The sequence below is a fragment of the Neisseria sp. P0004.S004 genome (assembly GCF_051963335.1).
Taxonomy (GTDB): Bacteria; Pseudomonadota; Gammaproteobacteria; order Burkholderiales; family Neisseriaceae; genus Neisseria.
Genome location: NZ_JBQCUK010000002.1, coordinates 126,015 through 139,565, shown reverse-complemented (window position 1 = coordinate 139,565; position 13,551 = coordinate 126,015). Strand labels below are relative to the sequence as shown.

Genomic DNA, 13,551 nt, shown 5'->3' with positions numbered 1-13,551 from the left:
CTGAGAAAATATTATATTGAATACATTATGAGTAAGAAAAAAGTCATTCTCGCCATGCCGGAACTCTTTAAAATCCACGAACTCATTATTGAGAACTTGGAAAAATGCGGATTTGAAGTGCTGTCTCTGACCTATGAAGAAAAAGAGTTCAAATACAAAAATGTATTTCAACGGCTGAAAAAAATCTGGTATCGAAATATTCTTGGACAAAAAGACTTCAAAAAACGGACCATGTTCCGCGCCGTAGAAGAACGCCTCAATACCCTGTTAAGCGAACATCCCGAACAAGCAGATTATTGCTTCATGATTTGGCTGGGCGCCTATCCAAAAGACTTTATCGCCAAGCTCAGAGCGCATTCCAAATTGATGGTGTACTACAACTGGGAAGCCCTAACTTTCTTAAAAGAAGACTTCGACAACATCGAATTTTTCGACAAATTTTACTTTTTCGATCCGTTTGACCAGGGCAAACATCCCGAATACACCGAAAAACTCTTTCCAACCACCAGCTTCTACTTTGACTGCTTCAGGCCGTCTGAAAACCCGCAAAACAAAATCTTGTTTATCGGCTCGTACGCTGCCGACCGCAACAACGACATCCGCGCATTTTGCGAAGCTGCACGTTCAATCGGTTTAGAAATAGATTTCCGCTTGGCCAGCAAGAAAATCGAAGAAGAAAAAGCGGCTTTGGGCATTCCCGAAGTCGAGTTCTTCTCCTTTGAAAACGCTCTCTCCTATCGTCAGAACTTAGAAGAAGCGGCCAAATCCTCCGTATTGGTGGATTTCCTCAACCGCAAGCACTACGGTCTCTCTTTGCGGATTTTCGAAGCGATTAGTTTGGACAAAAAACTGATTACGACCAATCCGACCATCGTACATTACGATTTTTATCACCCGAACAATATGTTCTACTGGGACGGAAGCAACCTTGAAGAACTCAAAGCCTTCCTGACCTTGCCGTATATACCGCTTGCCCCCGGCCTGAAGCACAAATACAGCTTCAGCAACTGGATCAGCTGCGCCTTTAACATCGAACCCAACATCCCCATTACCCTACCCCAAGCGGACCCGTCCATTTTGGAGAAACAGCATGTTTGAAAAAGAAAAACTACTAACTGCCGTCCTGCCAGTCAGACAAAGGCCGCCTGAAAAAAACACACGGCACATCGTCTATGCAGCCGATCAAAATTACATCCGACATATCGGCACATCTATGCTTTCCGTATTGGAAAACAACCACTTCCCCATCCACTTCCACCTACTGGTCAGCGGATCGGAAAGCTACGACTTCAGCATTTTCAACCATCTCGAAACCATCAACCCCAACTATGCAGTAACGGTTTACCATCTCAACACCGAATACTTTACCACCCTGCAAACCAACGGCTATTTCACCATAGCCATGTACTACCGCATGTGCATACCTGCCATACTTGGCAGCATCAGCGATACTGCTCTTTATCTCGACACCGACGTATTATGCTTGGGCGACATCTCCGAACTCTTTACCATAGACCTTACAGGCCAACTCGTCGCGGCAGCTCCCGATACCATATTCCGCGCTTATATCTGCAAGCTAAATCCTGTTGGCTTCAACGACACCGCCCCCTACTTCAATTCCGGCGTATTACTGTTCAACATCCAAAACTGGAACGATTCACAAACAGACAATATATTACAAAACAAAATAGAAGCCGTGGAAAACGCCAACATCCGCCTATCATGCCCCGACCAAGACATCCTCAACCTTACTTGTATCAATAAAATCCGCTGGCTTCCCGATACATACAACTGGATACATTGGCAAAAAAAAGCTTATGAATTAAACAAAAACCCAAATGCAATCAAACTCGTACACTTTACCGGCCACGTCAAACCATGGCACGTCTTAGGTTTTCATCCCATTTACGACCGCTACTATCAAAAGTCGCCTTGGAACGAAGGATATATTCATCAACCGTTAAACACATGGCTGCCCTTTCCTAAGCCCTACCAAGCCTTCAAACAAGCCGCCAAAAGACTTTCAAAGCAAGGGGATAAAAAACAAGCCTGGGCATATTACAAAGAATACCTGCTCAGAAAACTCAATCCAAACAGATTCAAAGCACCAGATTTTTAACTGTCAAATAGAAAGTTCAGACGGCCTACTTAAGAAAATTAGATTAAAAAACCTATTCGTGGTATAAGGCCGTCTGAAACCATTTTTCCAATCGCAATTAAGGAATAAAACATGAGTACACAAGATTTGAGCGGCAAAATCGCTTTGGTAACCGGTGCATCGCGCGGTATTGGTGCGGCGATTGCCGATACTTTGGCTGCGGCCGGTGCAAAAGTTATCGGTACAGCCACCAGCGAAAGCGGCGCGGCTGCAATTAGCGAGCGTTTGGCGCAATGGGGTGGCGAAGGCCGTGCATTGAATTCTGCCGAACCTGAAACCATCGAAAACCTGATTGCCGACATCGAGAAAGAATTCGGCAAACTGGATATTCTGGTCAACAACGCCGGTATTACCCGCGACAACCTCCTGATGCGCATGAAAGAGGAAGAGTGGGACGACATCATGCAGGTTAACCTCAAATCTGTGTTCCGCGCCTCCAAAGCCGTATTGCGCGGCATGATGAAACAGCGTGCCGGCCGCATCATCAACATCACATCCGTTGTCGGCGTGATGGGCAATGCCGGTCAGACCAACTATGCTGCGGCAAAAGCAGGCTTGATCGGTTTTTCCAAATCCATGGCGCGTGAAGTCGGCAGCCGTGGCATTACCGTCAACTGCGTTGCCCCAGGCTTTATCGACACCGATATGACCCGCGCCCTGCCGGAAGAAACCCGCAAAACCTTTGAAGCGCAAACTTCTTTGGGCAAATTCGGTGAAGCGCAAGATATTGCCGATGCAGTCTTGTTCTTGGCTTCTGATCAGGCAAAATACATTACCGGTCAGACACTTCATGTCAACGGCGGCATGTTGATGCCTTAAACCGTTTGTTTATTTAAAGGCCGTCTGAATATTTCAGACGGCCCTTTTTGTCAATCAAAACACTATTTTACATTCTATCTTGATATAATCTTAATAATCCGTTAGATAACGCTCGAAACAGTAAATCCAAATAAGCATGATACGGGAAATCAAATCGCAGAAATGAAGTTCATTCTGTGCGTTTTTATTTGGGTTTACTGTCGGTTTTCGACGTGTTTCAGACGGCCTCTATATAACAATATTTACTTTTAATGAAAGGCCGCCCACTCTATGCACGAATTTTCCCTTGCTCCCATTGTCATTGTTCTGTTGGTTGCCGTTATTACGGTTATCTGCTGCCGCAAATTCAACATTCCTTCCATGCTCGGTTATCTTTTGGTCGGTTTTATTGCCGGTCCGGGTATGTTCAAACTGATTCCGCAAAGCCACGCTACCGACTATTTGGGCGAAATCGGCATTGTGTTCTTGATGTTCAGCATCGGCCTCGAATTCTCCCTGCCTAAACTCAAGGCCATGCGCCGCCTCGTATTCGGTTTGGGCGGTTTGCAAGTCATCGTTACCATGCTCTCGATTATGGGCATTTTGATGGCGATGGGTACGCCGTTTAACTGGGCGTTTGCCACCGCCGGCGCACTGACCATGTCGTCCACCGCCATCGTCAGCCGCATTTTGTCGGAGAAAACCGAGCTGGGTCAGCCGCATGGTCAAATGGCCATGGGCGTTTTGCTGATGCAGGATATTGCCGTTGTACCGCTGATGATTCTGATTCCGGCGCTTGCAGGCGGCAGCGAAGGCAACTTGTGGGTAGAACTGGGCTTGGCCGGCTTGAAAATGTTGCTGACCTTGGGCATTTTGTTCGTTATCGGCAGCCGTGTGATGTCGCGCTGGTTCAGACTGGTTGCCAAACGCAAATCGTCCGAACTCTTCATGATCAACGTTTTGCTGGTTACTTTGGGCGTAGCCTATCTGACAGAACTTGAAGGCCTGTCCATGGCATTGGGCGCATTCGTCGCCGGTATGCTGCTTTCCGAAACCGAATACCGTATTCAGGTGGAAGACGACATCCGCCCATTCCGCGACATCCTGCTCGGCTTCTTCTTCATCACCGTCGGCATGAAGCTGGATATTCAAGCGCTGATCGGCAATTGGCAGCAAATTCTGATTTTGTTGGTCATCCTGTTGGTCTTGAAAGCACTGATCGTTTTCGTCATCGCTTTGCGCATGAAAAACCCTGTGGGCGACAGCCTCAAAAGTGCGCTTTATTTGGCGCAAGGCGGCGAGTTCGGCTTTGTGATGCTGGCTATTTCCAGCAAAATCAATATGGTTTCGCCCGAATTGGAACAAGCGGCCACTGCAGCCGTATTGCTCTCCATGATTGCCGCTCCATTCATTTTGGGCAGCAGCGATGCCATCATCGGCCGATTCGTCAAATCCGACTGGGACATGAAAGCCTTGGACTTGCACTCCATGCTGGTGGAAACCATGAGCAAATCCGAACACGTCCTGATTATCGGTTTCGGACGTGGCGGTCAATCGGTTGCCCGTGTATTGGCGCAAGAAGGCATCCCCTACTTTGCCCTCGACTTGGACATTGCCCGCGTACAAGTGGCACGCAACGCAGGCGAACCGGTTTCCTTTGGCGATGCCAAACGCCGTGAAGTCTTGGAAGCCGCCGGCTTGGGACGCGCCAAAATGGTAGTCATTACGCTGAACAATATGCACGAGACCCAACATGTTCTCGGCAACATCATGTCCATGCATCCGAGCATGCCGGTTTATGTTCGCGCCACCAATGACGATTACGTCAAAACCTTTACCGAAATGGGCGCGGAAGAAGCCGTTTCCGACACCAAAGAAACCAGCCTGGTGCTGGCAAGCTATGCCATGTTGGGCCACGGCCTCTCCTACAACCACGTTTATCAAACCATAACCCATATCCGTCACAGCCGCTATGCATCGTTGCAAGACTTGTTTATCGGCAGCGACGATGACAGCTTCTCAGACGAAGACAGCAAAGCCATCTCCCGTCACGCCTTCCCGTTGCACGGCGAGGCACACGCCATCGGCAAAACCATCCGCGAATTGCCCTTGTCCGCCCATCATCTGAAGCTATTGTTTATCCGCCGCAAGACCGGAAAAATCCAAGAACTTGATCCTGATTTTGTTTTGAAAAACGGTGATATTTTGATTGTCGCAGGCAAGCAGGAAGAAATTATTTCCTTTGAAAACTGGTGCTTGCAAGGAGATATCTAATAATCGGCAAATAAATCTTGCGCGCATCAGAATTTTTTGGTTTAATAGCGTCTTCGCAATTTTGCGCACGGGTGATTAGCTCAGTTGGTAGAGCGTCTGCCTTACAAGCAGAATGTCGGCGGTTCGACTCCGTCATCACCCACCACTTTCCTTTTCATTGTCTTTGACAGTGGATGCGCGGTGGTAGCTCAGTTGGTTAGAGTACCGGCCTGTCACGCCGGGGGTCGCGGGTTCGAGCCCCGTCCGCCGCGCCATTATTTAAAAATACTGATTTTTCAGTATCTCCCTTTTACGGGTGATTAGCTCAGTTGGTAGAGCGTCTGCCTTACAAGCAGAATGTCGGCGGTTCGACTCCGTCATCACCCACCACTTTCCTTTTCATTGTCTTTGACAGTGGATGCGCGGTGGTAGCTCAGTTGGTTAGAGTACCGGCCTGTCACGCCGGGGGTCGCGGGTTCGAGCCCCGTCCGCCGCGCCATCAAGTTAAAAATAAAAAATACCGGTTTTTACCGGTATTTTTTTCGTCTGTACCTTATGCCTTTTCGTAAAAAGGCCGATTATTTAGACAAGAGAAGCCGGAAATAAACTTAAAACATACGTCTTAAATACTGAAGATAAAACCATCCATCTCAAGCTGATTCACACCAAACGTTTATTCATCCAATTCCTGAATCATCTTTTAAAATAGACATAAATACTTGCCTCCTCTTCTTACACAAAGGCCGTCTGAAACGTCAATACATTTTCAGACGGCCTTTTTTAGCTTATCAAACCTGATACCTAATCATGCAGGAAGCTTTAGCATCAATCCAATGATCGCCACCGGGCTGAACAATTTTAGACACCAGCTTATCCAAATCGCGTAAATAATCGGTCGACTTCGGGCTGTTGATAATGACGACAACCACTAACGGCTTTTCGCCCAACCAATACCCTGCCAATGCGCGGACATCTTTGAGCGTACCGGTTTTGAGGCGCAGGTTTTCACCGGGCTGTTTCAAGCGTGTTTTAAGCGTGCCGTCTTTACCGGCAATCGGCAGCGTACTGATAAACTCGTTTTTAAACGGGCTGAAGTAGGCTTTTTCCAACATTTGCGCCATCATTCGCGCATTGAGCCGTTCTACGCGGGACAGGCCTGAGCCGTTTTCCAACACCAGCCCTTCCGTATTGATACCGGCAACCGCCAACTCGCTTTTTACGATAGAGGCAGCCTTGGCCTGCGCCTGCTTGTAATCAGATATATGTCCGGCAAATTTAAGGAAAACCGAACGGGCAATCAGATTATTGGAATGCTTGTTCATATCGGTGAGGATATCGGCAAGCGGTTTGGATTGATGACTTGCCAAAATATGCGCGTCATGAGGCGCGACACCTGTTGTCAGGCCGTCTGAAACCGTGCCGTCTTGTTGACGCCATTGGTTGACAAAACTTTTGCCGACAAATTCTTTCATGCTGTACATATTCAGATACAGCTCTTTGCCCAAACAACTTTCCGGCAGCTTGCCCGATACGGTCAGCGTATTGTTTTTATAGGAAGTCTTCATGTGGTTTTTTAAAACGCTGCACTTCCCTTCCTTATCTTCAAGTGTTAATTTGTTTTGAATGTTCAGATTCGGCAGCGGCGGATTGGTACGGATGACCAAGCGTCCGTCTGCTTCTTTTTCGGCGCTAAGTTCAACGGTTTTATACGCCAACATATTGGGGTCGGGCGGCGTCATAAAGCTTTCGGCAGAATCGGAAGCAAAATCATCCGGATTCTTCACATCGCCCCACAGGCTGCGGTCGAGTATCAGATGTCCGTCAATATGGCGTATGCCCTTATCGCGCATCTGTTGCTGCATTTGCACCAGATCATGCTGGTCAAACACAGGATCGCCGCTCCCTACCCAATACACATTGCCTTTCAGCGTATCGCCTTTGATTGCGCCGTTGGTTTTAAACTCGGTTTTCCAACGATAATCGCCGCCCAGCATACGAAACGCGGTAAACGCCGTTACCAGCTTCATGGTCGAAGCAGGATTGCGCAACTCATCGGCACGGTGTTCCACAATCACTTTGCCGCTGTCCAATTCCTGCACATAAACGGAAATTTCATTTTCAGGAATACGGCCGAAATCCAAAGCCCATGACGGACACGCCGCCACCATCAGGCTGATTAATAAAATATTTTTTAACTTCATTGTGTTACGAAAAATTGATACATCTGTACGAGGTACTGAGGCCGTCTGAACATTTCAGACGGCCTGTTATTTATTTCTGATGCGCTTTCAAACGCAAAGCAAACATGACGACCACGACACCGACAACCAAAGCGCAACCCATCGCCAAATGGATACCATCCAACATTGCCTGTTGCGGCATATCTGCACTGGAAAGTTTCTCGCCGATATTGGTTGCACCGACAAAAAACGCCGCGCCGATGGCACCGGCAATCGGGTTGATGGTGGTCAGAATCGCCGCACCGTGCGGATTGAGCGTTTTCGGCAACGCGTTCAGACCATGAGTTTCGCCGGTTACACAAGCAGACACGGAAAGCGCCAACAGCGTAAACATCGCCGTCAACATCACCACTTGCGTATCAATCCGCAAAAACAGCCACAATACTGCCAGCGACACCACCAGCATCACTGTTGCTGGCAAGACGACAAAACGTCCACCCTTTTTGTCCAACAATTTGCCGAACAAAGGCGCGGCAACCGCTTGGGCAATGCTGGCAGGCATCAGAATCAGACCGGTTGCCGTACCGGTCAGCATCAACACTTGCTGCGTGTACATCGGTACCATCAGCTCCAAGCCCAAAAACAGGAATACCGCACCGGCCAAAATCACAACGCAATATCTGAACTGTTTGTATTCAAACGCACGAAGGTTCAACAACGGCGTAGCCAAACGGAACTGCCGGTGCGCAAACCAACCCACCAGTACAACGGAAGCGGCAAAGAGCAGGATAAATTCCAGCAGCGGTATATGGGCAAAATTACTGCTCGCATAAACCAACCCGCCGAAGCCCGCAATCGACAGCACAGCTGACAACATATCGATTTTTGGACGGCTGATGTTGCTTAAATTGACTGTCAAATATTTACCCACCAGCACCATCGCCGCCAACATAAACGGCGCAGTAAAACCGAACAGCACGCGCCAATGCGTATGGTCGATGATGATGCCCGACAGCGTCGGCCCCATTGCAGGTGCGGCGGTAAACATCATGGTAATCACACCCATCGCCGTTCCGCGCTTGTTGGGCGGAAAAATCGACAACACACCGTTAAACAGAAGCGGAACAAAAAACGCGGCAGATACTGCCTGCACCATACGCCCGACCACCAATACACCAAACGTCGGCGCAAACGCGCAAATCAGCGATCCTGCTAAAAACGTCGCCTGCGTGAACAGCACCATTTTGCGCGTTTCAAACCATTGAATCACACCTGCCGTAATCGGCGTAAACGCGCCCATGACCAGCAAAAAGCCCGTCGTCAACCATTGAACCGTCGTCTTATCGACCCCGAAATCCTTCATAATCGGCGTAAGCGCGACATTCAGCAGGGTATCGTTGAGATAGCCGAAAAATGCGCCGATAAACAGCGTCGCCACAATGGTTTTAGCAGGAAAATCAGGATTATCGGCGTGGTATTCGTGCGCCGTATCATTCTCTTGAAAATCAGAAGCGTGCATAATAATTTGAAATATCAGCGAAACTGTTATTTTAGCATAAACCGTTTTGACAGGCCGTCTGAAACCTTGACCGCTTCCCTAGACAACACTAAAATCTAGAATAGTTTTCATTTTTATTATCAAACAGGAGAAAAACATGTCAAAAAAAGTCAGCATCTTGGTCGGCAGCCTGCGTAAAGGTTCGTTCGCACGAAAAATTGCACAAAACGTCATTTCCATGTTTCCCGAAGGCTACGAAGCGCAAATCGTCGAAATCGGCCATTTGCCTTTGTATAACTTCGACTACGACGATCCTGCCGTTACCGACTTCCCCACTCCGCCCAGCTATACCAAGTTCCGCGAAACCATCAAAGCTTCGGCTGGCGTATTGTTCGTCACTTCCGAAAACAACCGTACCGTCCCCGCCTGCCTGAAAAACGCCATCGACATCGGTTCCAAACCCAATGCCGATGTTTCCTGGAAAAAAACACCGGCCGGCATCATCAGCCATTCCGTCGGCAAAATGGGCGGTTATAGCGCGCAAAAAAATCTGCGCCTTGCCCTTTCGTATTTCGATATGCCGCTGACCGGCCAGCCGGAAGTATTCCTCGGCAACTCTCCCACCCTGTTTGACGACAACGGCCGACTCATCGAATCCGCGCGTGAATTTGTCCAAGGCTATATCGACCAATTGGTTGCCTTGATTGAGAAAAACCCTAAATAATCGGGATTGAAGCATACAGGCCGTCTGAAAACCGAATTTCAGACGGCCTCATCGTTTGCAAAAATCAGTTTTTCAACCCTTCCTAAATTTTTACTAATTGAGTGCGGTTATAATCACTGTCCACCCATCCTTTGGAGAACTTCCATGCGCGTATTATTGGTTGAAGACGATGCCATGATTGCCCAAGCCGTCAGCGCCAATCTGAAAGACGCCGGCTACGCCGTCGATTGGGTCAGCCGCGGTTCGGAAGTGGCCGCGGCAGTGGCGGCGCAGGCATACGATTTGCTGCTCTTGGATTTGGGTTTGCCCGGCAAAGACGGTTTGGACGTATTGGCGCAAATCCGCAACGGCGGCTGTACCGTTCCCGTCTTAATCGTAACCGCGCGCGACGATTTGCACAGCCGCCTCAACGGCCTAGACGGCGGCGCAGACGACTACATCGTCAAACCCTTCGACATGGCGGAACTGCAAGCCCGCATGCGCGCCGTATTGCGCCGACACGGTGGACAGGCGCAAACGCTGCTGACCAACGGCATCATCACGCTCAACCCTTCCACCCATCAGGCGGAAGTGGTTGGACAAGAGCAAGCCGTCATGCTCAGCAACAAAGAATTTGCCGTCCTCCAAGCCCTGCTGCTGCGTCCGGGCATGATTCTGTCGCGCAGCGATTTGGAAGACAAAATTTACGGCTGGGGTGAAGAAGTCGAAAGTAACGCCGTTGACTTCCTGATTCACGCCTTACGCAAAAAACTCGGCAAAGAAGCGATTCAAAACGTCCGCGGGGTCGGCTGGCTGGTTGCACAAAACAACCAGGCCGTCTGAAAAACCATAACAATATCAACACACAAACCATGCAACGCCTTATCCACACCATCAAACAATCCCTGCAAGTCCGAATCAGCCTCGCCCTGATCTGCATGCTCCTGCCCCTCTCCATCCTTGCAGGCATATTTTCATATTACGATACTTATCACGAGACCCAAGAGGTTCAAGACGACCTGTTGCGCCAAGTCGCGAACTATCTCGACCCGAGCGATGCCGATGACGAGAAACACTCACTCGACAACGACAACAAGATTTCCGTTCAATTTCCCAATACGCCCAACCCCATTGTCAGCCTGCCTGAGAAGATTTCAGACGGCCTGCACACCATTCAGGCCGATGACAACGACGATTACTACCGCGTTTACACCCGCACCACCAAACAAGGCCGAATTACCGTCATGCAGGAAAGCGACTACCGCGAAGAGCTGGCCGAAATGGCCGCCGTGCAGAGCATCCTTCCCATGCTCCTCGCCCTACCCCTGATTATCCTGCTCACCGTCTGGATTACCCACCGCACCATGCGTTCCGTCAAAACACTGTCCAACGATTTGGAGCAGCGCCAAATCAACGACCTCTCGCCGATGGACACGCAAGACATTCCCAGCGAAATCCAAGGCTTTGTCGTCGCCATTAACAACCTGTTGCAACGTACCGATGAAAACGTCCGCCAACAGCAACGCTTTATCGCCGATGCCGCACACGAATTGCGCAGCCCCATGACCGCCCTTTCCCTTCAGGCAGAGCGGCTCAACAATATGCAGCTGTCTGCCGAAGCGCGCGAGCAGTCCGCCCTGTTGCAACAAAGCATACAGCGCAATCGCCACCTGCTTGAGCAACTCCTTTCCCTCGCACGCGCCCAAGCGCCCGAAACCCAACGCCCCAAAACCCTGATCAGCCTGCAAAACCAGTTCCGCCGCGTCTTGCAGGAACTCATGCCGCTGGCGCTGGCCAAAGGTCAAGACATCGGCGTCGCCGTTGAAAACGACTTCCAAATCCACGCCGACGACACCGAAATCTACACCCTCATCAAAACCTTTACCGACAACGCCATCCGCTATACTCCCAAAGGCGGCCGCATTGATTTGGGCTTTGACGAAACCGCCGAATACCTCAACATCTGGGTGGAAGACGACGGTCCCGGCATTCCCCCAAGTGAACGCCAACGCGTTATCGACCCTTTCTACCGTATTCTTGGCACCGAACAACAAGGCACCGGACTTGGCCTGTCCATTGCAGACACCATTGTCAAACGCCATCAAGGCCGTCTGAAACTGGCCGACAGCCGACGCTTTGACAGCGGCTTATTGATTATTGCCGAGTTGGATAAAAAGACGCTTTAAATAATTGACCCGCCCAAATTGGTTTATCTAGCTTTAAGCCGATGAATCAAAACGCTTTAAAACCAAAGGCCGTCTGAAAATGACTTTCAGACGGCCTTTGGTTTTAAAGCAAACCTACTTCATTCCTCACAAATATGGCTGCAAGGTTTGGCGGAGGATTTCCATATCGGTAATTTCGGTGATATTGGCTTTGCCCAAGTATTCCAAACCGACAAAACGCATGATGCCGCTGCTGACTTTTTTGTCGTGGCTCATGTGTTCAATCCATTTTTCAAAGGAGAAAACGGGCGGCGCAGACGGGAGGGAAGCGGCTTCCATTAAAGCGGAAATGCGGTCGGTATCGGCCTGTCGGGTTTTGCCCAAGATTTGCGACAAACGGGAAGCAAGGACGCAACCTGCGGCAACGGCTTCACCATGCAGCCATACGCCGTAGCCCATTTCGGCTTCGATGGCATGGCCGAAAGTGTGGCCGAGATTAAGCCATGCGCGGATGCTCTGCTCGGTTTCGTCTTGGGCAACAATATCGGCCTTCATTTTGCAGCAATGGTAAACAGCTTCCGCCATTTTTTCTTGATGTTGCGCCATCAGGTCGGCCATATTTTCTTCCAACCAGGCAAAAAATTCGGCATCGCCCAATGCTCCGTATTTGATGACTTCGGCCATGCCTGCGGAAAGTTCGCGCTGCGGCAACGTTTGCAGGGCGGTCAAATCGGCCAAAACGGCTTGCGGCTGGTAGAACGCGCCAATCATGTTTTTACCGAGCGGATGGTTGATGGCGGTTTTACCGCCGACCGAGGAATCAACCTGACTGAGCAATGTGGTCGGCACTTGGATAAAAGGTGCGCCACGCTGATAAGTCGCCGCGGCAAAGCCGACCATATCGCCTATCACGCCGCCACCCAAAGCGATTAAAGTGGTTTTGCGCTCGGCACGGTTTTGCATCAGGCCATCATAAATCAGGTTGAGCGTCTGCCAGTTTTTATATTCTTCGCCGTCGGGAAGGATAATGCTGAAATGCGGCACGCCCAGTCTGTCTAAGGCCGTCTGAAGTTGCTTGAGATAAAGCGGCGCAACGGTTTCGTTGGTAATGATGGCCGCTTTTTTGCCTAAATAGGGCTGAAGCAGCGTATCGGCCTGCTCAATCAGTTTATGCCCGATAAAGATGGGGTATTGATGGGACGGGGTTTGGACAGTCAGGGTGCGCATGGTGTTCCTTTGTAAAGCGTGTTATTCGCTCAATATTTCAATCAGCCGTTTGAGCGTTTTGTGGCAGCTGTCGGACTCGATGACGAAATGGGCGGTTTGACGGTACAGCGTATCGCGCTGGTCATACAGTTCTTGCAGTTTGGCCAAAGGGTCGGCAACTTGCAACAGCGGCCGGTTGCTGTCGTAACGGGTACGCTCCAGCAAGGTTTCAGGGCTGGCATGCAGATAAACAACCGTGCCGTTTTGCCGCAGAATCTGTCTGTTTTCACTGCGCAACACGGAGCCGCCACCGGTCGATAAAACGATGTTGCGCCGGGAAGCGAGCTTTTTCAGCATATTGGTTTCGCGGTTGCGGAAGCCTTCTTCCCCTTCCATCTCAAAAATGGTCGGAATGGATACGCCCGAAGAAGTGCAGATTTCGTAGTCGCTGTCGTAAAACGGGCATTCAAACATTTGGGCAAGCTGCTTGCCCAAAGTGGTTTTGCCCGCGCCCATCAGCCCGATTAAAATTAAATTGCCGTTGATTTTTTCCATGAGGGTCATTTTATACGATATGGCGGTTTCGTGGA

Annotated in this window: 11 protein-coding genes and 4 tRNA genes; 11 read left to right on the top strand and 4 right to left on the bottom strand. The window is 49.8% G+C overall.

What is annotated here, in order from left to right; all coding sequences use genetic code 11:
* Nucleotides 1–27 precede the first annotated feature (27 nt).
* The 8 genes from ACTHRY_RS02100 (at nucleotide 28) to ACTHRY_RS02065 (ending at nucleotide 5,708) form a co-directional block, all read left to right on the top strand.
* Nucleotides 28–1,098 carry a hypothetical protein gene (locus ACTHRY_RS02100; protein ID WP_049322486.1) on the top strand — a complete coding sequence of 357 codons (1,071 nt, stop codon included), beginning with the start codon at nucleotides 28–30 and terminating at the stop codon, nucleotides 1,096–1,098.
* A complete protein-coding gene (locus tag ACTHRY_RS02095) occupies nucleotides 1,091–2,119 on the top strand; it encodes a glycosyltransferase family 8 protein (protein ID WP_049322485.1) in 1,029 nt (342 codons plus the stop codon). Before ACTHRY_RS02100 ends, ACTHRY_RS02095 begins: the two co-directional genes overlap by 8 nt.
* Before the next feature lie 111 nt (nucleotides 2,120–2,230).
* Nucleotides 2,231–2,977, top strand: coding sequence for a 3-oxoacyl-ACP reductase FabG (fabG, locus tag ACTHRY_RS02090; protein WP_003684588.1), 747 nt, complete (start codon nucleotides 2,231–2,233; stop codon nucleotides 2,975–2,977).
* A 270-nt stretch (nucleotides 2,978–3,247) separates the two neighbouring features.
* Entirely contained in the window at nucleotides 3,248–5,230 is a 1,983-nt protein-coding gene (locus ACTHRY_RS02085) for a monovalent cation:proton antiporter family protein (RefSeq protein ID WP_049322484.1), read from the top strand.
* 69 nt (nucleotides 5,231–5,299) lie between these two features.
* Nucleotides 5,300–5,375, top strand: a tRNA-Val gene (locus ACTHRY_RS02080).
* Nucleotides 5,376–5,407: 32 nt separating this feature from the next.
* Nucleotides 5,408–5,484, top strand: a tRNA-Asp gene (locus ACTHRY_RS02075).
* Nucleotides 5,485–5,523: 39 nt separating this feature from the next.
* A tRNA-Val gene (locus tag ACTHRY_RS02070) sits at nucleotides 5,524–5,599 on the top strand.
* 32 nt (nucleotides 5,600–5,631) lie between these two features.
* Nucleotides 5,632–5,708 (top strand) — tRNA-Asp (locus tag ACTHRY_RS02065).
* A gap of 289 nt (nucleotides 5,709–5,997) precedes the next feature.
* Here the strand turns inward: ACTHRY_RS02065 and dacB are convergent.
* Nucleotides 5,998–7,410 (bottom strand): D-alanyl-D-alanine carboxypeptidase/D-alanyl-D-alanine endopeptidase, encoded by a 1,413-nt coding sequence (dacB, locus tag ACTHRY_RS02060; RefSeq protein WP_049322595.1) that lies wholly within the window; start codon nucleotides 7,408–7,410, stop codon nucleotides 5,998–6,000.
* Between the two features lie 70 nt (nucleotides 7,411–7,480).
* Nucleotides 7,481–8,908 (bottom strand): MFS transporter, encoded by a 1,428-nt coding sequence (locus ACTHRY_RS02055; RefSeq protein WP_049322596.1) that lies wholly within the window; start codon nucleotides 8,906–8,908, stop codon nucleotides 7,481–7,483.
* 136 nt (nucleotides 8,909–9,044) lie between these two features.
* Here ACTHRY_RS02055 and ACTHRY_RS02050 point away from each other — a divergent pair, with 136 nt between their 5' ends.
* The 3 genes from ACTHRY_RS02050 (at nucleotide 9,045) to ACTHRY_RS02040 (ending at nucleotide 11,776) form a co-directional block, all read left to right on the top strand.
* Nucleotides 9,045–9,611 (top strand): NADPH-dependent FMN reductase, encoded by a 567-nt coding sequence (locus tag ACTHRY_RS02050; RefSeq protein ID WP_049322597.1) that lies wholly within the window; start codon nucleotides 9,045–9,047, stop codon nucleotides 9,609–9,611.
* Nucleotides 9,612–9,755: 144 nt separating this feature from the next.
* The gene (locus ACTHRY_RS02045; protein WP_003748951.1) at nucleotides 9,756–10,433 is read left to right on the top strand and encodes a response regulator; all 678 of its coding nucleotides are present in this window, start codon (nucleotides 9,756–9,758) and stop codon (nucleotides 10,431–10,433) included.
* Between the two features lie 29 nt (nucleotides 10,434–10,462).
* Nucleotides 10,463–11,776 (top strand): ATP-binding protein, encoded by a 1,314-nt coding sequence (locus ACTHRY_RS02040; RefSeq protein WP_049322598.1) that lies wholly within the window; start codon nucleotides 10,463–10,465, stop codon nucleotides 11,774–11,776.
* A 126-nt stretch (nucleotides 11,777–11,902) separates the two neighbouring features.
* Here ACTHRY_RS02040 and aroB read toward each other — a convergent pair whose 3' ends face one another.
* Complete coding sequence (gene aroB / locus ACTHRY_RS02035) at nucleotides 11,903–12,982, bottom strand: 3-dehydroquinate synthase (RefSeq protein WP_049322599.1); 1,080 nt, start codon at nucleotides 12,980–12,982, stop codon at nucleotides 11,903–11,905.
* 21 nt (nucleotides 12,983–13,003) lie between these two features.
* Complete coding sequence (locus ACTHRY_RS02030) at nucleotides 13,004–13,516, bottom strand: shikimate kinase (RefSeq protein WP_049322600.1); 513 nt, start codon at nucleotides 13,514–13,516, stop codon at nucleotides 13,004–13,006.
* Between the last annotated feature and the right edge of the window lie 35 nt (nucleotides 13,517–13,551).